Annotated in this window: 20 protein-coding genes; 12 read left to right on the top strand and 8 right to left on the bottom strand. The window is 62.4% G+C overall.

The window, feature by feature from the left end:
• The first annotated feature begins 53 nt into the window (after window positions 1–53).
• Window positions 54–881, top strand: a complete 828-nt coding sequence (locus DBV08_RS09240) for a LuxR C-terminal-related transcriptional regulator (RefSeq protein WP_124567248.1) — start codon at window positions 54–56, stop codon at window positions 879–881.
• A gap of 79 nt (window positions 882–960) precedes the next feature.
• On the opposite strand, the gene DBV08_RS09235 is transcribed toward DBV08_RS09240, so the two are convergent.
• Window positions 961–2,682 (bottom strand): CocE/NonD family hydrolase, encoded by a 1,722-nt coding sequence (locus DBV08_RS09235; RefSeq protein WP_124567247.1) that lies wholly within the window; start codon window positions 2,680–2,682, stop codon window positions 961–963.
• A gap of 263 nt (window positions 2,683–2,945) precedes the next feature.
• Between DBV08_RS09235 and DBV08_RS09230 the strand changes: the two genes are divergently transcribed.
• Window positions 2,946–4,490 carry an AMP-binding protein gene (locus DBV08_RS09230; protein ID WP_124567246.1) on the top strand — a complete coding sequence of 515 codons (1,545 nt, stop codon included), beginning with the start codon at window positions 2,946–2,948 and terminating at the stop codon, window positions 4,488–4,490.
• A 46-nt stretch (window positions 4,491–4,536) separates the two neighbouring features.
• Here DBV08_RS09230 and DBV08_RS09225 read toward each other — a convergent pair whose 3' ends face one another.
• On the bottom strand, window positions 4,537–5,025 hold the full coding sequence (locus tag DBV08_RS09225) for a hypothetical protein (protein ID WP_124567245.1): 489 nt from the start codon (window positions 5,023–5,025) through the stop codon (window positions 4,537–4,539).
• A 68-nt stretch (window positions 5,026–5,093) separates the two neighbouring features.
• Window positions 5,094–5,993 carry a LysR family transcriptional regulator gene (locus DBV08_RS09220; protein ID WP_124567244.1) on the bottom strand — a complete coding sequence of 300 codons (900 nt, stop codon included), beginning with the start codon at window positions 5,991–5,993 and terminating at the stop codon, window positions 5,094–5,096.
• Window positions 5,994–6,113: 120 nt separating this feature from the next.
• Here DBV08_RS09220 and DBV08_RS09215 point away from each other — a divergent pair, with 120 nt between their 5' ends.
• The 5 genes from DBV08_RS09215 (at window position 6,114) to DBV08_RS09195 (ending at window position 10,954) form a co-directional block, all read left to right on the top strand.
• Complete coding sequence (locus tag DBV08_RS09215) at window positions 6,114–7,340, top strand: MFS transporter (RefSeq protein ID WP_124567243.1); 1,227 nt, start codon at window positions 6,114–6,116, stop codon at window positions 7,338–7,340.
• Between the two features lie 39 nt (window positions 7,341–7,379).
• Complete coding sequence (locus DBV08_RS09210; RefSeq protein ID WP_124567242.1) at window positions 7,380–8,822, top strand: amidase; 1,443 nt, start codon at window positions 7,380–7,382, stop codon at window positions 8,820–8,822.
• Between the two features lie 69 nt (window positions 8,823–8,891).
• Window positions 8,892–9,410 carry a MarR family winged helix-turn-helix transcriptional regulator gene (locus DBV08_RS09205; protein ID WP_124567241.1) on the top strand — a complete coding sequence of 173 codons (519 nt, stop codon included), beginning with the start codon at window positions 8,892–8,894 and terminating at the stop codon, window positions 9,408–9,410.
• Window positions 9,411–9,648: 238 nt separating this feature from the next.
• Window positions 9,649–10,032, top strand: a complete 384-nt coding sequence (locus DBV08_RS09200) for a hypothetical protein (protein ID WP_260395422.1) — start codon at window positions 9,649–9,651, stop codon at window positions 10,030–10,032.
• A 55-nt stretch (window positions 10,033–10,087) separates the two neighbouring features.
• Window positions 10,088–10,954 (top strand): NmrA family NAD(P)-binding protein, encoded by an 867-nt coding sequence (locus DBV08_RS09195; RefSeq protein WP_124567240.1) that lies wholly within the window; start codon window positions 10,088–10,090, stop codon window positions 10,952–10,954.
• Between the two features lie 43 nt (window positions 10,955–10,997).
• Here DBV08_RS09195 and DBV08_RS09190 read toward each other — a convergent pair whose 3' ends face one another.
• A complete protein-coding gene (locus DBV08_RS09190) occupies window positions 10,998–11,246 on the bottom strand; it encodes a DUF3253 domain-containing protein (RefSeq protein ID WP_172436627.1) in 249 nt (82 codons plus the stop codon).
• Window positions 11,247–11,349: 103 nt separating this feature from the next.
• Here DBV08_RS09190 and DBV08_RS09185 point away from each other — a divergent pair, with 103 nt between their 5' ends.
• Both DBV08_RS09185 and DBV08_RS09180 read left to right on the top strand, forming a co-directional pair.
• On the top strand, window positions 11,350–11,976 hold the full coding sequence (locus DBV08_RS09185; protein WP_185564557.1) for a class I SAM-dependent methyltransferase: 627 nt from the start codon (window positions 11,350–11,352) through the stop codon (window positions 11,974–11,976).
• A 115-nt stretch (window positions 11,977–12,091) separates the two neighbouring features.
• On the top strand, window positions 12,092–12,562 hold the full coding sequence (locus tag DBV08_RS09180; protein ID WP_095971782.1) for a hypothetical protein: 471 nt from the start codon (window positions 12,092–12,094) through the stop codon (window positions 12,560–12,562).
• Window positions 12,563–12,601: 39 nt separating this feature from the next.
• Here DBV08_RS09180 and DBV08_RS09175 read toward each other — a convergent pair whose 3' ends face one another.
• Both DBV08_RS09175 and DBV08_RS09170 read right to left on the bottom strand, forming a co-directional pair.
• Window positions 12,602–13,291 carry a hypothetical protein gene (locus DBV08_RS09175; protein WP_124567238.1) on the bottom strand — a complete coding sequence of 230 codons (690 nt, stop codon included), beginning with the start codon at window positions 13,289–13,291 and terminating at the stop codon, window positions 12,602–12,604.
• The gene (locus DBV08_RS09170; protein ID WP_124567237.1) at window positions 13,291–14,208 is read right to left on the bottom strand and encodes a LysR family transcriptional regulator; all 918 of its coding nucleotides are present in this window, start codon (window positions 14,206–14,208) and stop codon (window positions 13,291–13,293) included. The genes DBV08_RS09175 and DBV08_RS09170 overlap by 1 nt, the downstream gene beginning before the upstream one ends.
• A 110-nt stretch (window positions 14,209–14,318) precedes the next feature.
• Between DBV08_RS09170 and DBV08_RS09165 the strand changes: the two genes are divergently transcribed.
• The 3 genes from DBV08_RS09165 to DBV08_RS09155 are packed head-to-tail and all read left to right on the top strand — an operon-like array spanning window position 14,319 to window position 17,296.
• Window positions 14,319–15,530 carry a YbfB/YjiJ family MFS transporter gene (locus DBV08_RS09165; protein WP_124567236.1) on the top strand — a complete coding sequence of 404 codons (1,212 nt, stop codon included), beginning with the start codon at window positions 14,319–14,321 and terminating at the stop codon, window positions 15,528–15,530.
• A 45-nt stretch (window positions 15,531–15,575) separates the two neighbouring features.
• Window positions 15,576–16,604 (top strand): nitronate monooxygenase family protein, encoded by a 1,029-nt coding sequence (locus DBV08_RS09160; RefSeq protein ID WP_124567235.1) that lies wholly within the window; start codon window positions 15,576–15,578, stop codon window positions 16,602–16,604.
• Window positions 16,601–17,296: a hypothetical protein gene (locus DBV08_RS09155; RefSeq protein ID WP_124567234.1), complete on the top strand. Its 696-nt coding sequence runs from the start codon at window positions 16,601–16,603 to the stop codon at window positions 17,294–17,296. The genes DBV08_RS09160 and DBV08_RS09155 overlap by 4 nt, the downstream gene beginning before the upstream one ends.
• 18 nt (window positions 17,297–17,314) lie before the next feature.
• Here the strand turns inward: DBV08_RS09155 and DBV08_RS09150 are convergent, their stop codons facing one another.
• Window positions 17,315–17,800, bottom strand: a complete 486-nt coding sequence (locus DBV08_RS09150) for a hypothetical protein (RefSeq protein WP_124567233.1) — start codon at window positions 17,798–17,800, stop codon at window positions 17,315–17,317.
• A gap of 20 nt (window positions 17,801–17,820) precedes the next feature.
• Window positions 17,821–19,656: an acyl-CoA dehydrogenase gene (locus DBV08_RS09145; protein ID WP_124567232.1), complete on the bottom strand. Its 1,836-nt coding sequence runs from the start codon at window positions 19,654–19,656 to the stop codon at window positions 17,821–17,823.
• Window positions 19,657–19,760: the final 104 nt, after the last annotated feature.

The raw sequence follows: 19,760 nt of genomic DNA, 5'->3' as shown, positions 1-19,760 counted from the left end.
GGGGGGCGGAACTGAGCGCTGGGTTACACCCTCCTGATAGGGGATCGAACGATTTGACTGCGCAAGATCTGGGCACGCGTATGGAGCGCGCCCTCAAGCGGGTCCGGGTCTCGACAGGGGCCTCCCTTGCATTCGGTGGGCCCGTCAACAGAGCCGGAAACCTCCTTATCGAGCGCTTCGACGGTCCGACCCTCGGAGCGCTCCCCGGGCTGACGCTGGATCCGAGTGAGGGACTCGGCGGCAAGGTGGCGGTCATGCGCCGGCCGATCGCCGTGAACGATTATTTCGAGACCCAGGTGATCACACACCGATACGACAAGGTCATCCGAGCTGAGCGGCTCAAGGCGCTGGTCGCCACGCCGATCATTGTCGGGCGTCAGACGGTGGGAGTCATTTACGGCGCGTTTCGCACTTCCGAGGTCGTGGGAGGTCGCATCGAGGACACCGTCGTGCAGGAAGCGCGGGCGCTGGAGCAAGAACTGGCTGTCAGTGCCGTGACTTCGACGAACGGTGTGTTGTCCGAAGAAGCGACCGTGAATGCGCGTTTGCGCGAGCAGGTGCGATCGGTCTATGCGGAATTACGGCTCCTTGCCGGCAGTGTCGGTGATGCTGATGTGCGTGCGGCGCTCGTCAAGGCCGCCGCTCGGCTGGTCGACGAGGGGGAACGCTCCGAAAGCGTCGGCAGCGCTTCGCTCACGAAACGTGAAATCGACGTCCTGACGGTGGCCGGCGCGGGCATGACGAATGTTCAGATAGCCGGAGTGTTGGGTCTGGCTCTGTTCACGGTCAAGAGTTACATGAAGTCCGCTATGCACAAGCTCGGCGCGAGTACCCGGTTGGAGGCTGTTGTCCTTGCTCGTCGGGACGGCATGATCGCGTGACCGTCAGGCTCACACCGTTGGGACGGTTGCCGGGACCATGAGTGTGGTTCCGGCAACCGCCGGTCAGTGCAGGTACTGGTCAGCGGTTGATCCGGGGAAGTACCAGACGGCTGGGGTGGTCGGGTCCGGTGAGGATGGTGTTGTGCGCGACCACGGCGTCGTCGATGGATTCGCGACTGATGAAACCGCCGGTGTTGGTGTTGCGGTCGTAGTGAGGGAAGTTACTGCTGGAGATGTCGACGCGGATCCGATGCCCAGCACGAAACACGTTGGACGTCGCGGCCATATCGATCTCGACTTCGTAGACCGCTCCCGGGACCAGGTGTTCTGGGCGATCGAGGCCGTTGCGGTAGCGGGCACGCAGGATGCCGTCGCAGAGGTTGATGGCTTTCCCGTCAGGAAATACATCGACGAGTTTGGCGGTGAAATCGGTGTCGACTGCGTCGGAGGTGACGAACAGCGTTGCCTTGACGTATCCGGTGACCTCGGTGTCCTCATCGAGTGCTGGGCCGGTGAAGCACAAGACATCCGGTCGCGATGCAACCTTCTTCTGGTCAACGGGACCGTTGAATCCGAACCGCGCGGGCATGCTCGGTCCACCTGCAGTGGGTACCGGGTCTCGTGGGTCGTACCGGTATCGAGACTCCGACGCTGCCCCCGGTCCGCCCAGCAGCAGTTCTCCTCGGCCGTTCGGGGCATCACCGGAGAGGAAGTAGTCGACATATGTCGTGTCCGGTAGCGGCCAGTCCTGTTCGTCCCGCCACTGGTCGATTCCCATGACGAACAGCCTCACCGGCGCGGGTGACGGCGCGGGTGCATCAGCTCCCGGGCGTAGCCACCGATTGAAATGCTGCAGGTGCGCACCGGTCAGGTCGCACGCTGCGGCGGCTCCGATGGCGCCGAAGTCGCGGTCGGGAAATTCGGAGGAGTAGTCCAGTTCGTGAATCCAGGGGCCGACGACAAGACGTGAACCTGTTCGAGCTTCCTCCGAACCAGCCTCTCTCCGGAACCTTTCGAAGTCGCGTAATTGCTCGACGATGAATATGTCGTACCAGCCGGCGATGGAGAGGACGGGCTGGGTCATCTCGGGAACCGAAGTGGTGAAGTCCTGTTCCTTCCAGAATTCGTCGTAGTCGGGGTGATCAAGAATCTCGCTCATCCACTGCTCGAGGGGAAGCAATGGGTGGGTCGAGATCGGTGTGTGGTCGTTGAGAGAAAGTCCACGACCGTTGAGCAGACCGCCGCCCAAGTCGAGCACGCGATCGAGGCTGCCCCGCCCTGCAGCAAGCTTCCTGCGCTCGTTGCTTGCGTTCATAGCTGTAGGCCAAAACGTCGAAAAGCTTTGAGAAAGCGCACCGCCGGGGTGATACCACAAACCTCGGTACCAATTCATCGCCGTCTCTTTCACCACACTGGCTTTCAGCGCGGGATGTCCCGTGGACGCGGTCGCCCACTGTGTCATTCCGCAATACGACGGCCCATAGGTGCCGACCTGTCCGTCCGACCACGGTTGCGAGATGATCCATTCCACGGTGTCGTAGCCGTCCTCCGGTTCGTTCGTTTTGGGCCGAAATTCCCCCTCCGACTTGAACGTTCCACGGCTTTCGACCCATACGACGGCGTAGCCCGCGTCGACGAAAGGTAGGACTTCGGTGGGTCCGGCGCCGTGGGATGCGAGCCCGTAGGGAGTGCGCAGCAACAGGGTGGGGGCGTTGCCTTCAAGGGGTTGGAATACGAGAGCTGCGAGTGTGACGCCGTCCCGCATGGGAATTTCGACGCCGGAGTTGTACACGTGTGCCATGAAGTCTCCTTGGATGGGCGAATCGAATGTGTCCGACCCTCGACGTTCGACCGGGCTGGACCGATCTCGGGCGACACGAGGGTGAGGCATGAAGCACAGGGTGATCGGTGACAGTCACACTTCGTACCCTCCGAAGAGGGGGCTGAGGGAACCTGGAATCGATACCCTCTTCGGAGGGCGGTGACAGTGCCGAACGCGGGCAAAGCTATCCGTCTTTGTCGGATCTCCCGGGCCACAAACTCGGCCCAAGACCTGGAGTGCACATGATCATCCCGCTGACCATCAGTGATTTCCTCGACCGGGCGGTCACTGTCTACCCCGATCGAGTCGCCATCGTCGACGAGCCGGATCAGCCGGCGCAGTCGTGGGGCGAGATCACGTTCGCCGACCTCGGCGACCTCGCTCGTCGGCAAGCGGCGACGCTCGACGAGTTGGGCGTCCCGGTCGGTGGTCGCGTTGCCATCGTCTCGCACAACGCGGCCCGATTCCTTGCCTCGTTCTACGGCGTCGCCGGATGGGGCAGGGTGCTGGTGCCGATCAACTACAGGCTCAGTGTTCCGGAGATCCAGTACATCGTCGAGCACTCGGGGGCCGAGGTCCTGTTGGTCGACCCCGAACTCGAGCACCTTGTTGCCGAGGTGCCGTGCAAGCGCACGTTCGTCCTCGGCCGAGACGACGATCGGATCTGGGGGCCGAATGCCGATCCGAGGCCGTGGGTCGCGGACGCGGCGACGAAGGAGAACGCGACCGCCACGATCAACTACACCTCCGGAACCACTGCCCGTCCCAAAGGTGTGCAGCTGACGCACCGCAGCAACTGGATCAACGCGGTTGTGTTCGGTTGGCAGGCAACCGTTACCGATCGAGACGTCTACCTGCACACGCTCCCGACCTTCCACGCCAATGGCTGGGGACACCCCTTCGTCACGACGGCAATCGGCGCGAAGAGCGTCGTCCTGCGCAAGGTCGACGGTGCGGAGATCCTGCGCCGCATCGAGGAGCACGGTGTCACGTATCTGTGTGCCGCGCCGGCTGTCGTCTCGGCGATCCTGGACGCCGCCAAGACGTGGGAAGGCGAAATTCCCGGCCGCGACCGGGTGCGCATAATCGTCGCGGGCGCCCCACCCCCGACCCGAACGATCGAGCGGATCAGGGTCGACCTTGGTTGGGAGTTCATTCAGATCTACGGTCTCACCGAGACGTCGCCACTGCTCACGATGTCGCGCATGCGTGCCGAGTGGGACGACCTACCGGTGCCCGAGCAAGCTCGACTGCTCGGGCGAGCGGGCGCACCGGCCATCGGTGTGCAGATCAAGGTCGACGACACCGGCGAAGTCCTCGCACGGTCCAACCACATCCTCGCGTCGTACTGGGAGAATCCCGAGGCGACAGCGAGTGCGCTGGAGGACGATTGGTTCCACACCGGCGACGGCGGCACTTTCGAGGACGGTTACGTCACGATCGCCGACAGGAAGAAGGACGTCATCATCACCGGTGGCGAGAACGTGACTTCGATCGAGGTCGAGGACGCGCTCATGTCGCATCCAGCGGTCAGGGAGGTTGCAGTCATCGGTATCCCGGACGAGAAGTGGGGTGAATTGGTAACTGCGCTCGTCGTGCTCGACGAGAGCGCGGAATCGATCGACGAAGCAGCACTCATCGCCCACTGCCGCACGCGACTTGCCGGCTACAAGTGCCCGAAGCGGGTCGAATTCCGTCCGGAGTTGGCACGCACTGCTACCGGGAAGATCCAGAAGTTCAAGCTTCGTCAAGAGTTCTGGCAAGGTCGGGATCGGCAGGTCAACTGACTTCGGCGAATGTTGCGGCGGTTGATATCTGGCGAGAATCGGAGCGTCAGATGACGACGTAGCCGTACATTCGTTCGCCTTCGGCCACAGCTCTGGCAGCTAGTTCGGCGAAGGCGGTCAGGAAGGGCAGCGTGTTCTCCGACGGCTCATCCGTCTCGTCGATCGCCCAGGCTGCCGCAGCAGCGGCGACACCTTCAGCGTTCAATTCCGCTAGTGCATCACGTAATTCGTCGGCAACCGTGAGCACGAGGGTGTCGCCGTCGTCGCTCATTGCGACGAGTTTCCCGCAGCGTGGACCTTTTGCGACCTCGTCGTAGGGTCGAGCGGTGAGGGATGCTTCCAGCCGGCCGAGTGCGACAACTGGATCGACACCCTTCGCCTGTAGAACTGGGGTTCCGCTCGCAGCCAGCTGGATCCGCGGGCGAGAGGCATCGTTCGCCTCGATCGCCGCTGGTTCCAGGTCGACGAGTCCTTCGAGTGCAGATTCGGCGTGCTCATCCGAGGGTGCCGTGAAGTAATCGGTGATCGCAGACATGGCGTGATCATCCCACACACGATGCGCACCAACGCCCCGGAGTCCTTCCGCGACTTGACTGATCGCCGTCAGGTTGGACAGGTGTGTGCTTCCTCGATCGCCTTCGCGAAAGCGCGAAGTCGTGGGCTTTCGAGATCGGTTCGCCACACCAGTCCCAATGCAGATTCAGGTAATCCGTTGATCGGCACGAATGTGATGTCCGAGCGCTGGCTGTATGCAGCGGTAGCGGCACACAGGATGAGGCCGACTTGGCTGAATGCGACCTGCGACAGGCCTTCTTGAACGGTGCTCGCCCCACCCTGCGTGGGAATCGTGGCTCCGCCCGGCGTTGTGCTCGGGGAATTCACACGCTGCCAATAGTCAGGGGCGGGTCCAGTGATCGGTACCAGGCATATCTGCGCTAAATGCTCGGCGTCGATCACGTCCAGTTCACTGAACGGGTGATGGACTGAGACGGCCAGTGTCTGGGGCTGTCGAGAAAAGACGAGCCCGGTTGTCAGTTCGGGCTCATCCACGGGGAGAAGGGCTACCGCCGCATCGATTCGCCCGGCGAGTACCTCACTGAACGGATCACCAAGGGGTAATTCCTTGATGGTCACGCATATTTGCGGATGTTGTATCTCGAAGCGAGAGACGGCCGTCGCGATCGAATCGTAAATTGCTCCTTGGAAACCCACCCGAAGTGGTGTCGGTATGTTGCGCGCCTTCGTTCGAGCGTCGTCGATCACTGCTGCGAGTGCTCGGTGGGCGGGAGCCAGCGACGCAAGAAATTCGGCGCCGAATTCAGTGAGGTGCACCTGGCGACTGGTCCGCGCTACGAGGCTTGTGCCGATACGACGCTCCAACGCGCTGATCAGCTGACTGACCCGACTCTGGGAGATGAACAACCGTTCTCCGGTGCGACCGAAGTGCAGTTCTTCAGCGAGTACGAGGAAGCACTCGATCTCACGCATCGGAAGTTCCGACATATTTCACTCCGATCCACGACTCGTTCGCGCACTCCATCCTTGCTCATCGATGAATTGGGCTAATGGTTGGATGAGCGATTCGCCGTTGATCCGGTGGCCTGTGAGAGCTTCCCTGGTTACATGCCACATTCCGCGCCCGGGCAGCACAGCCCTGCGCCCACATCCCCAACCCACGCACACACCACCGAGAACCACTGGGCTGCTGTCGCCCTGATCGCAGCGTCCACCTTCGTCGTTGTCGCGGCAGAGATGATGCCGGTCGGGCTACTCACCCCGATCGGTGCTGCTCTGGTGGAAAGCGAAGGGACCATCGGGCTCTCGCTGGTCATCACCGGGTTGGTGGCAGCGGCCACTGCGCCGTTCGTGCCCGTTGTGACCCGGCGCTTCGATCGTCGGTCGACGCTCATCGTCTTGATGCTGTTCGTCGCAGCGGCGAACGCCCTGACGGCCCTTGCGCCGAGCTTCGCTGTCCTCGCTGTGGCTCGCGTCCTTCTAGGGGTGAGCATGGGCGGAGTCTGGGCACTCGCCGCGAGCCTGGCTCCCAGGTTGGTGGAGACCAGATCCGTCGGGTTGGCGACCACGATCATCTTCAGCGGAATCGCCGTCGCCTCAGTTCTCGGTGTTCCTGCTGGGACGTACATCGGGGCGGCGGCCGGGTGGAGCGTCGCTTTCTGGGCTCTCAGCTGCGCCGCGGCGGTGATCGCGCTCGCCATGTTCGCTGTCCTGCCGACGATGCCGGCCGATCAAGCCTTGTCGCTCGGCAGTCTCCTGGAGGCTTTTCGGAACCCGGGAGTCCGGGTCGGAATCGCAATTACCGCTCTCCTCGTCACCGCTCATTTCGCGGCCTACACCTATGTGCGTCCGGGACTGGAGTTCTTTGCAGGGGCGAACGCTTCGCAGGTCGGCACGATGCTGCTGATCTACGGTGTCCTCGGCGTCGTCGGCAACTTCATTGCCGGGCCATCCGCCGCCAAGTCTTCGAAGACGGTGGTCGTCGTCCTCAGCGTGGGAATAGCGTTGACACTCGCCCTGTTTCCGATCTGGGCCGCCACCTTGATCGCCGGCGCTCTGCTCATGGCGGCATGGGGTTTCTTCTACGGCGGTGTATCCGTGAGTACGCAGACATGGATCGCACACGCAGCTCCCGCACACCGAGAGGCTGCATCCGCCCTCTGGGTCGCAGTCTTCAATGCAAGCATCGCCCTCGGCGCGTTCGTGGGCGGACGCGTTCACGACCACTCCGGTCCCCGATCGGTCTTCTGGATCGCAGCGGGAATCGCCACTCTTGCAATGCTGCTCGCGGTAATCCGCAATCCTGTCGCGGCAAAACAGGAACAGACAACGTAGCCGACCACACAAATTTTTCACACAGGCAGGACAACAGATATGCGCGCGATGTCCGATGTAACCTTCATGAACGTGACCGAGATGCTCGGCCGCTACCGAGACAAATCGCTGTCTCCGTTGGAAGTGCTCGAGTCCACCATCGAACGTATCGAGGCGCTCAACCCAACCGTGAATGCAGTGGGACATACGTTCTTCGATGCTGCACGGGCACAAGCGAAATCAGCCGAACGTCACTACGCCCGCGGCTGGGATGACGGGCTTCCGCTCGCCGGTGTTCCCGTTGTGGTGAAAGAGGACGAACCAGTGCAAGGTCAACCGTGGACTCAAGGGTCCAAGGTCTATGAGGATGTGATCGCCACTCACACTTCGACTTTCGTGCAGCGAATCATCGACGCCGGTGCCATCGTCCACGCGCGATCGACCGCCCCGGAATTCTCCTCGGCCGCGTTCACGCAGTCCGAGTTGTGGGGCGTCACTCGCAATCCGTGGAACACGAAATACTCCTCCGGTGGGTCTTCCGGCGGATCGGCAGTCGCACTTGCCACCGGTATGACGCACTTGGCTACCGGCTCCGATGTTGCGGGATCGATCCGAACTCCGTCGTCGTTCAACGGAATTGTCGGGTTCAAGCCACCACACGGACGTGTCCCGGTCGATCCTCCCTTCAACCTCGATCGCTACTGCCACTGCGGTCCGATGGCTCGCACCGTAAGCGATTGTCTCACAATGCAATCAGTCATCGCGGGACCGACCTCCACCGACATTGCCTCGCATGTACCGGTATCGCAGTTATCTACCTTCGCGACGCGTTCGTGCACAGGCATGCGTATCGCCGTGATTCCCGCGTTGGGTGACTGGCCGGTTGCTTCGGACGTCGCCGAGAACACGGCGAAGTTGGTGGATACTCTCACTGCGCTGGGCGCACGCGCCGAGATCATCGAAGTCGACCTGTCACGCGCTGCAATCATGCGCGCTGCTGCCATTCACTACGACCATGTGTTCGGTGCTTCGATTTCTGCCGAAGCGTCCGCGCACCCCGACAAGGTCACGGAGTACGCGAAGGAATTCGCCCGATGGGCACGCCGCACCCGTGGTGACGCGACTTTCCTCGACGGACTCGCGATCGAAGCCGAACTGTATTCGTCGATCGGGTCTCTGTTCGACACCTATGACGCATTGATCACTCCGGCAGTGGCGACGGACGGGTTTCTTGCCGGTGACGACTACGTCGGGCACGGAATCAAGGTGGCTGGAACAGAATTGGAGTTCTATCTCGAGGCTGTACCGGCAATCACTTTCAATATCCTGAGCAGTTGCCCGGTGCTGACAATCCCCACCGGTTTCGCTCGGAACGGAATCCCCACGGGCACACAGATCGTCACGCGGCCGTACGACGACCATACGGCCTTCTCGATTGGTCTCGCCCTGGAAGGGGTTTTGCTGTATCCGAATGAGCATCCAGACTGCTGCGCGACTCCGTAGGAATTGTTCGGCGTTTCAAGTTAATGGTGGAGGGTTGACCAGAATGTAGTTAGGTGCCATATTAGTTGCATGGCAGTGGACGGAACCGATCACGACTCACCCACGTTGGATCAGGCGCGGAGGCAGTTGGAGCATTACGGCCTCGGGTCCGATCCGCAGGCGGTGCTGGTTGCGGTGCGGCTGATCTCGGCGGGGGCGCGACTCGGTCGAGCGACCGAGGTTCACTTCGCGAGGTATGGACTGTCGACCGGCCGTTATCGACTGCTTGCGGATCTGGAAGATCACGACGGGGAGAAGTCTCCCTCGCGGCTGGCCGCTGATCTCGGCGTCTCGCGAGCCACGGTCACCGGGCTGGTCGATGGGCTCGAGCAGGAGGGTTTGGTCGCTCGGCGTCCGTCCGCCGAGGATGGGCGTGGTGCCGTGGTCGTCCTGACTGCTCGTGGCGCTCAGCGTTTGCGTGACATGGCGCCAGAGCACTTTGCCCGTCTCGAGGAGATGGTCGGCGAGCTCACCGTCGACGAGCGTGCGGTCTTTCTGGATCTGCTCTCGCGGGTCGTTCGCGGTATCGGTGCGCTGACTGCGGAGTAGTCGGCTGGGATTCCAGGCATTCGCGTAGCGATTCGAATCGTCGTTGAATCTCGACAGAGGCTTCTCCTTTCATGCCCAAATAGTTAGCCACCTAATTAAAATCGGAAAGTTGGTCTCCTTCATGTCCGGACTCACCCCACCGATCCGTCACGAAAACAATAGGGAGATAACAGATTCCAATCGACGCGTCCCGGTTGCCGATCGTCGCACCGCACGACCTTTCACCCTGTGGAGAGAGGTGCTGGTCGCCTACCTTGCCCCTGCATTGATGGCGGGTGCTGGCGGAGTCGCATCCGGCCAATCGGGCCTCACGATGGCGGCCTTTACGTCCATCGCGGGCACGTCGGCTGTGGTGGCGTTGCTGATCGGCTCCTGGCTGCAGCGTCGCGGGAGGTCACGACCGTGGACGACGGCCCTGCCTCGCATCATGGTGGCGGCAATTCTTGCCGTCGGAGCCGCTGTAATCGCAGGCCTCGTCGGGTGGTTCGCCTCCCGTTGGCTACCAGATCACACGAGCGTGGTCGACACCGCTTGGCTTGCTCGCCTGCATATCGACCTGCCGATATCTGCCGCTGTCGCTGCCGTCATCGTGAGTTGGCGATGGCGCCGTCAGAATCCCTGACCGACAACACCTGTCAACGATCCCCGGTTTCCTGGGGACGACCGAAAGGAACACGATGATCGTCATCATGGGAGCGTCCGGAACCACAGGCGGCGCGTTGCTACGCAGTCTCGCATCCTCGGGTGTGCCGAGTAGAGCCCTGTCCCGCGACCCGGACAGGCTGCGCGCTCACCTGGGCGACTTGGCCGACGGTGTGGTCGAAGTAGTGCCGGCCGACGCCGCAGACCCAACTTCGCTACGTACGGCTTTCCAAGGGGCCGAACAGCTTTTCCTCGCCATGGCCAACGGCCTCGACCAGGTCGAGCTCGAAACGCGTGTGATCGACATAGCCGCCGAGAGCGCCGTCGAACACATCGTCAAGATCTCCGACCCCGCCGCCGCGGCCGACTCCCCCATCGCTCTCTCCCGCGGCCACCACGCCGTCGGCGAACACCTGCGTGCATCCGGGATCCGCCAAACTCTGCTCCGCCCTTATGCGTTCATGCAGAATCTGTTGCTCCTGGCTCCGGCGGTGGCTGCGCAAGGGGTGATTCTGGGCGCGATGCGGGACGCGCCGTGCAACTGGATCGACTGCCGAGATATCGGTGACGTCGCGGCGGCCGTGCTCACACGCGCCGACCTCGCCGGCGGTACCTATGTCCTGACGGGTAGCGAGGCAGTCGGCTACGGCGGCATCGCCGATTCTCTGACCCGCATGCTCGGTCGCCCCGTCCGATACATCGACCTGCCACCGCACGAACTGCGGCAAAACCTCGTCGATCATGCCCACATGCCTCCGTGGCTGGCTGAGCACATTCTGGAGATCCAGGAGCTTGCCATCTCGCGCCCGGAGTCACCCACCGACACGGTGACACGTGTGCTGGGGCGTGAGCCACGAAGCCTGGATGCGTTCTTGCGTGAGCATCTGGACCGTTTCCGCTGATTTCACGCTGCGAGAGCGGTGTCGCCAGAAGTCACGCGGTTGATCAACGAGCCCACCGAATTCTGATCGGACCTCGTACGGATTCCGGGTCGACGACTTCGCCGCCCTGGGTGATCTGTACTTCGCCGTCGGCGACCATGTGGCGGGCAGCCTCTCGGACGGGTTCCATCAGCGGACGCCAATTGTCGGGTGCCGCTGCGCGAGCCACGTCAGAGGGGCAGATGCTCGACGTGGGCGATCGCGCACCGAGCAATTCGCGGATCTTCGCGGACAGATCCTTTTCTTCCACCATGTGAGCCAGCTTCCGATCGTGACCGCTCGCAGTCAACACCGCTGCAGGCTTTGCTACGGCGAGTTGCGAATCAGGTCGGCTCGCATCGACGATCATTGACGGAATGGAGAACGCGAGCGCACTACGAAGAGACACCGTCCGAGATTCGTACTCAGCCCGATCCCAGGAGTACACGGATCTCTTCGGCCACATGGATTCGACGCACGCATCTGATCGGGCCCTGGTGACCAGTTGGGCCGCCACATTGACCGGCCGTGTGCTCGACGCCGGGTGTGGGCCGGGGCAGTGGACGGACTTCCTGGCCCAGCGCGGGCTGGCCGTGAGTGGGATCGATCTGGTGCCGGAGTTCGTCGAACGCGCTCGCGATCAATACCCAGACCTTTCCTTCGAGGTCGGTGGCTTCGAGGCATTGGACGTCGAAGCGGATTCTCTGGGCGGCGTGCTGTCCTGGTACTCACTCATTCACCACCACCCGCAAGATATCGAGACACCGCTCGCTGAATTCGCGCGTGTGATCCGCCCAGGCGGTGGGTTGCTGGTGGGCTTCTTCGAAGGCGCAAGCGTCGAGGCTTTTGATCACGCGGCGACAACCGGTTATCGATGGCCGGTGGCTGAACTTTCCCAAGTGCTGGTCACAGCTGGTTTCGACGTGATCGAGACCCATACCCGGACGGGGAGCGGCTACCGGCCGCACGGCGCAATCACTGCCAGTCGGCGCAGCGGCGAATAACGGTTCGAGGCAGAGCGGAACTGTCCTCTTTCATTCATTTCGTCCGAGTGGTGTGCTGGATGAGTCACTCCTCCGTATTTCAGCACCGGATCATCCACAGTTGAAGGAAGGCGCCATGACCACGATCCATCTTCACCAGACGACCACCGCGACGCCCGAACAGGTCCTCGCCGGCCTGACCGACTTCGGGCCGGGCCGCGAGGAAATCTTCGGCCGCAGCGCGGACAGTTACCTGAAAGTGCACCAACAGGGCCCTCACGAGGCTGATGTAACCGAGGGCTCGAGCGGCATCTGGGAACGCCTGCACTACGACTGGACCGACCCGCATCGCGTCGTGATGACAACCACCGATTCCAATCTGTGGGGTGGCGCCTCGAGCCACACCTACACCCTGACCCAGCAGCCCACCGGCCTGACCGATGTCGACGCCGTCGTGGTCCGTGACGGCAAGAACATCAAGGGAAAGCTCCTGGCATCGGTACTCGGGCTCTTCGGCACTCAGGTGTTGGGAAAGTCGTTCACGAAGTCCATCGAGGCCATCGAAGCTCGCAACGGCGGCGCGAAGAGGCAGCCGGGAGAGGGCTGAGTTCTTTACCGATTCGCGGTCATCGTCGATAGCAAGGTTTCAGAAGACTGCCCGATCCAATGGACGGGGCAGCGGTTCCAGCGCCCCGGCGTCACGGAGGCGTTCGTATGCCAGAAGGACTGTATCGACGGATCCGATCTGAAGCAGTACGCCCCGGCCCGGCACTGCGGAGGTTGTGACTCCCAACTCGGCAGGGAGCGCATCTGCCCTGGCTGCCGAGAGAAAACCGACTCGGCCCACTACGGGATCACCGACGCGATAGTCGGACTCGTCTTCGAGAGCGTCGAGGATGTTGTCGTCGGTGACGTCTCCGAAGTCCGGTTCCCAGACAGCGGCGAGCATCCGAAGTAGCTCTGTCTCAGGAACTTCGGCGGCAGCTGGCGCGCTGACAGCGAGAACCATCGACTGAAGGACGATTTCCGGTTCGCCGCCCGCCAGCCCGGAGAGTTCGAGTTCCCATTCTGGGCCACCGCCGGATGTGAGTCTCAATCCGATTCCCAGACGATCCGACCAATTCGCGGCAGTCCGTGCATTGTCGAGCACCAGGGTCAGTTGTTCGACGGTCAGGGTGGTGGCAGGTCCGGATGAGTGGACCTGTTGCCACGAACCACCGACTGCCTCCGGCAACAGGAACTCGACTTGTTCCAAGGTTCGGCGCCACCGGATCGACACGGCCTGAACCGTTTCGGGCCGCCGTCCCCAGAACACACGAATTGCACGTCGTGCCATCAATTCCTCCGGTAGGGATCGTCCTTGGGTAGCCATATTCCGTCTTCTTGGATACCGAGATCAGTGACGTCCCGAGTGAGAGCGTCGACGACGGCGAGAACAGCAGAGCGCGTTTCGTTCTCGCGGCACAGGAGCGACCACGTCCAGACTGCTGCCGGGTCGACCATTGAACGTGCGGTGAGATCGGTTGGCAGCGTTGTGGTCTGACCCTTGGGTGAGTTGACCACGGGGCGGCCGATAGCTCGGACATGATCGAAGAATGCGGGGCCGGTGATCCCGCCATCGTTGATGCGCAGGATCTGCGCGCCGGTATCGCGGGCGAATTCTTCGGCAAATACGTTCCACGACCACCAGGAGGTCGTGTCGTCGTCGACCAGTAGGACGACGTCTCGCGCCTGCACCGGCGTGGTGTCCGCACCGGAGGAGACCGCGTGAATCCGATCCGCGCCGAGCAGGCGGGCCTTCAAACCATGTTGGGCTACATCGGTTTTCCGCACCCAGGCGATAGCAAGGTCGAGGCTACCGTCTGCCACCCGCGTGGCCTGCGCGTGCGAGGGCACCACCCACGGGTCGACGTGCAGTTGCGCAACCCCTGAGGTGCGCGCGACGAGATCCGTGGGAAGCCAGTTGACGTAGCCGATCCGGACGGGCTCAGCTCCGGACAGACGTTCTGCGCGACGGCGTAGATTCTCGGCTCGCTCGAGCAGCGCGCGGACGTCGGGGAGCAGCGCGGCGCCGGCCGGGGTCAGGGCGACGGAGCGGCGGTCGCGGACGAACAGCTTGACGCCGAGGTCGCGTTCGAGTGCCATGATCTGCTGCGACAACGAGGGCCCGGCTATCAGTAGCCGTGCCGCGGCTCGGCCGAAGTGCAGTTCCTCGGCGACGACCTCGAAGTATCTCAGCTGACGCAGCTCCACAATCCCAGATGCTACGTGCCCGGATGCTACGTGCGGTGGGAGGTTGCGCCTATCAGTCAGGAGCAAAGCGGTCGTGGCGGTCCGGCACGAACGAGGCACAGGATAAGTCCATGACCTCAGCCCAGAGCGCGACTTCTCCGCGAACGCACGCAGTCCAAGCCGGCGCTGCGTTGGCCGCGAGCATGGGCATCGGTCGGTTCGTCTACACACCGATCCTGCCGCTGATGCACTCTCAGGCTGGTATGTCCGCCTCGCTCGGCGCCACCCTGGCCACGGCCAACTACGTCGGGTACCTCATCGGTGCGCTCGCGGGAATCTTCATTCCCGGGGTGGTGCGTTCGGCAGCGGTGATGCGTACGTCGTCGGTGGTTCTCATTGCGACGTTGGTGCTCATGCCCACCACACACGACGGATCGATGTGGTTTGTCCTCAGGCTCGTCGCAGGCGTCGCCAGCGCACTCGTCTTCATGATCGCCGTCAGCGCTTTGCACGCCCACCTTCGGGGAACGTCCCAATTCCTGGCCGGGTGGGGGTTCGGCGGAGTCGGGCTGGGTATCGCCTTGTCCGGTGTCCTCGTGTTCGTCATCCGCTTCATCGGTACCTGGAGTACAGCCTGGCTGGCATCTGCGACCCTCGCAGCGGTGTGCGCGGTCGTAGCTTGGAGACTGACACCGGAACCACGTCCGATCATCACACCGGACGCACCCGCAACTATCGGTTCCCAACGCACACGCCGGTGGTTCACGCCCTTGTTCATCAGCTATTTCCTGGAAGGCATCGGCTACATCATCGCGGGCACGTTCCTTGTTGCCGCAATCGATCTCGCCGCACCCGAATGGGTGGGCAGTGGTGCTTGGATAGTGGTCGGGTTGGCTGCATTTCCGTCATGCGCCTTGTGGGCTTGGCTCAGCCTGCGTTGGTCGCGGCCGACTCTGCTGCTGGCTGCACTGTTGATTCAGGCGGTGGGCATAGCGCTTCCTGCTGTGATCGGCGGCGTCGGCCCTGCGTTGATCTCCGCTTTCCTGTTCGGAGTGACCTTCCTCGGTGTCGGGTCGATCGTGTTGGCCATCGGCGCGCACCTGCAGTTCCCTCGCGCAGTGGCGTTGCTGACTGCTGGGTACAGCGTCGGTCAGATTCTTGGTCCGCTCGTTGTCACTCCGCTGCTACGAGACGGGTACCGCGACGCTCTGCTGCTCGGAAGTGCCGTCGTCTTTGCCGCGGCAGTGGCTGCCGCAGCCTTGCGATACCGATTCCCTTCCGATCTCGATGCGGGCCCTCGGACGGCCACCTCGAATGAGAAGGTAGTTTTTGATGTCAGATGACGAAACCGCCGGAGCACTGTCCGGCGTAGGACTGGAGATGTTCGAATGAGTGCACTCACAACCGATCTCGACCTGAAAGTCCCTGTCATCGCGGCCCCTATGGCCGGTGGAGCATCGACACCGGCTCTTGTCGTGGCCGCCGCGCGCGCCGGCGGCCTCGGCTTCCTTGCCGCTGGATACAAGACGCCACAGGCTCTCTCCGACCAGATGGACACTATGCGCACCGAGGGAGTCTCGTTCGGTGTCAATGTTTTTGCCCCTAACCCGGTACCTGTCGACGCCACCGCCTTCCGAACCTATGCCGAGGCGATACAGGTAGAGGCAGATCGTTACGGCGTCACACTTCCCGTCGGGGAACCGGTCGAGGACGACGACTATTTCGAGGACAAGATCGATCTCCTCCTGGCAAACCCGGTTCCGGTGGTCAGTTTCACTTTCGGCTTTCCCGCCCCCGGCATCGTCAAGGCACTGCGCGCGGCCGGTTCGACTGTCGTGTTCACCGTGACCTCGGAGGCAGAGGCACTTCTTGCCGTCGACGCCGGTGCTGATCTGCTCGTCGTGCAATCTTCGGCTGCCGGTGGTCACTCCGGAACCATTACTCCCCTGCAGGTTCCGGTAGAAAAACCGATCACCGAACTGATCGCTCGGATCCGTCACCGCACGTCGGTTCCACTGTTGGCGGCAGGTGGACTCGCAACGTCCGCCGACGTCGCAGCGGCCTTGCATGCCGGAGCGGAGGCCGCAGTAGTCGGTACTGTATTGCTGCGCACCGAGGAAAGTGGTGCCTCGGCTCCACACAAGTCGGTCCTGGCCGACGCCTCGCGCGGAAAGACCGTCGTCACAAGAGCTTTCACGGGACGTCCCGCACGGGCACTTCGGAACGAGTTCATCGACCGCTACGATTCACAGGCGCCCATCGGATATCCAGCCATCCATCATCTGACCAACTCGATGCGCAAAGCCGCTGTTGCACAGGGAGACCCCGAGCGCATGCACCTGTGGGCCGGCACCGGGTACCGTCACGCCACTGCCGAACCGGCAGAGGTAGTGCTTACGCGATTGATCAATCTGTGATGGCGCGGACACCCGACATCACAGTGCCGGAGGTAGTGACGTACGACGGGTTGCCCGGTGGCGCACACTCGCTTCGAGCCAAACGTCCCGACGTGGCATCTCAACGCCTGCATACATTCCTGGAGGCCTGTGTCGAACCAGTGCGGTTGCCGTCCTGGACGTTCGAGATTCACAAGGGTGGGCCGCCCGCGCCGACCGAGCAGTTGTTCGAGCTTGCCACCGGGATCTTCGGCGGGCCACGACTCAAAGCGCAAACCCATACCGAATGGAACGTCCCACCTGGTTTCGTCGACGACGCGCTCGGTGTGCTTGTCCGGTCCGATGCGGTCACAACCTACGGACATTCTTTGGCGGCACTGACGTACAGCGCGCCCGTGCGCCTGATCGACCCGGACACCCGCGCGCCGTATCCCGACATCACCCCGGACATGTTCGGCGGTTTTGCCGTGGATGGATACGGCCGGACTCTGGGCGAATCTGGAATACGCGCGACCCTCGGCAACGCGGCATCCTCACTGTCCCTGTGGCTCAATCTGCCTGCAGACGAACGGTTGTCGTCCGGCGCTCGTCACCTACAAGACCATCTTCCGTTCCGGCTGTCAGCGAAACACTGGCGTCTCTGGCGGCCGACCCGTCGCGGAGACTCATACCGTTCCAACAAGATTCCGTCGCCGGTCCCCGACCACGGTTGAATCACGCAGCAAGCATCCTCATCTCGGGCAGAGTTCGCCGATCTCGGAGACAATGCGATTCGAGCTACGAACCACCCATACCGCGCGCCCGTCTCGCAATGACGGCATCAGAAATCGGTCCTTCTCAATGGGCCAGTGCACAAAGGGAAATCCGCCGGCCAGCTCATCCTGGACTTCTCCGGCGATCAAGGCCCTCAGTTCCTGTGCAGACTGTTCGACGTGCGGCCCGCCGCACCCGAAGCCCCTCAGCGGGCTGGTTCCTGCACTCTTGTGCTTCGGCCGCGGTCCAGCGTCGAGCGCGAGGTGGCACTGACCGTCATCGAGCATCGACACCGTCCACACGCAGTTCTGCATGTACGTATCAGGGCCTTGCCATCGGCATTGCAGATCCCTGCCGACGGCCTGGCACGCCTCGACGACGTTGGTAGGGGCGTCGTCTGGTGCATCCGGCCCCATGATCGGAAAGCTCCATACCTTCACGTAGTCGAAGTCGGGCATATACATGCCTTCACTGTGGCATGTTGTCAGAACGCCTCTTCCTCGAGTTCCATGATCTCGTTGTCCAGGGAACCCAGGATTTCTTTGGTCGACGCCAGGACGGGCAGGATGTTCTTCGCGAAGTACGACGCGACGACCACCTTGCCCCGATAGAACGACCGGTCCTTTGCCGACGCATCACGATCCAAGGCTGCCAACGCGACTTCGGCTTGCACGAGCAGTCGCCATCCGATGAGCAGGTCACCTACCGCGTACAGAAAGCGCACCGAGCCGAGGCCTATCTTGTACAACTCGGAAGGCTGGTCTTGGGAAGCCATCAGGTAGCTCGTGAGCGTCCCGGCCATCTCCTGCACGTCGGTCAACGCGGTCTCGAGTAGGACTCGTTCGGCCTTGAGACGACCGTTCCCGGCCTCGCTGTCGATGAACTCTCGTATGCGACCGGCTACGTGAGCGAGTGCAACGCCGCGGTCGCGGGCAATCTTTCGAAAGAAGAAGTCCTGCGCCTGGATTGCCGTGGTGCCCTCGTACAGGGTGTCGATCTTGGCGTCGCGGATGTACTGCTCGATGGGGTAGTCCTGAAGATAGCCCGAGCCGCCCAGGGTCTGCAGGCTCTCGGTGAGCAGTTCGTAGGCCTTCTCGGAGCCGACGCCCTTGACGATCGGCAGCAGTAGGTCGTTGACCCGCGCGGCCAATTCGGCGTCTGCACCGGAAACCAATTCGGCGACATCGGCATTCTGATGGGCAGCGGTGTAGAGGTAGACCGCTCTGAGGCCTTCGGCGTAGGCCTTCTGCATCGCCAGACTGCGTCGGACGTCGGGGTGGTGCGTGATCGCGACTCGGGGTGCGGTCTTGTTTGTCAGTTCGGTGAGGTCCGCACCTTGAATTCGTTCTTTTGCGTACTCCAGAGCATTGAGATAGCCGGTGGACAATGTTCCTGTTGCCTTGGTGCCCACCATCATCCGTGCATTCTCGATGACCTGGAACATCTGGGCGATACCGTTGTGCACATCACCCACGAGCCAGCCGACCGCGGGAACGTCCGTGGCCCCGAACGTGAGTTCGCAGGTCGGGGATGACTTGAGGCCCATCTTGTGTTCGACGCCGGTGACGTATACCCCGTTGCGCTCGCCCAGTTCGAGTGTCTCCGAGTCGAAGTGGAACTTCGGAACGTAGAACAGGCTCAGCCCTTTGGTTCCGGGGCCTGCTCCTTCGGGTCGTGCAAGCACCAAGTGGAAGAGGTTCTCGGCAGTGTCTCCGACGTCGCCGCCGGAGATGAACCGCTTGACACCCTCGATGTGCCACGTACCGTCGCCCTGCTCGATCGCCTTTGTTCGGCCTGCGCCCACATCGGATCCGGCGTCGGGTTCCGTCAGCACCATGGTTCCGGCCCAGCCGCGCTCGAATCCCTCTTTGGCCCAATGTTTCTGCTGTTCGTTTCCGATGGAGTAGAGCACGCTTGCCATCAGCGGGCCCATGTTGAAGAAGCTCGCCGATCCGTTTGCCGCGACCAACATCTCGCCGATCGCCCAGACCAGCGGCGCCGGAGCGGGGACACCGCCCATGCCTTCGGGTAGACCGAGCCGAGACCAACCGGCCTCGTTCACCGCCTCGACGGTCCTGCGTAGCGGTTCCGGGACCACGACCGCGTGATTGGGTGCGTCGAATTCGACAGGGTTCCGATCTGCGTCGGCGAAGGACGCGGCGACCGGGCCCTCCGCCAGCCTCGCTACCTCGGCAAGAATGTTGCGCACAGTGTCGGTGTCGAGATCCCCGTAAGCACCGGCATCCAACAGTTCGCCGATCCCGAGTACCTCGAACAGATTGAACTCGATATCACGGACGTTGCTTTTGTAGTGACCCATTGTTCTCCGACCTTGGTTCGTCAGCAATACGGCTTGTCAGCAATACGGCTCGTCAGCGGTACACAGAAAGCCTGCCCCACAAGGAATTCAGTACGCAACCGTAG

This window comes from Rhodococcus sp. KBW08 (assembly GCF_003852455.1).
GTDB classification, from domain to species: Bacteria; Actinomycetota; Actinomycetes; order Mycobacteriales; family Mycobacteriaceae; genus Rhodococcus_F; species Rhodococcus_F baikonurensis.
Note: the sequence above shows the minus strand (reverse complement) of the source record. Positions and strands in the feature narration are given on the sequence as shown.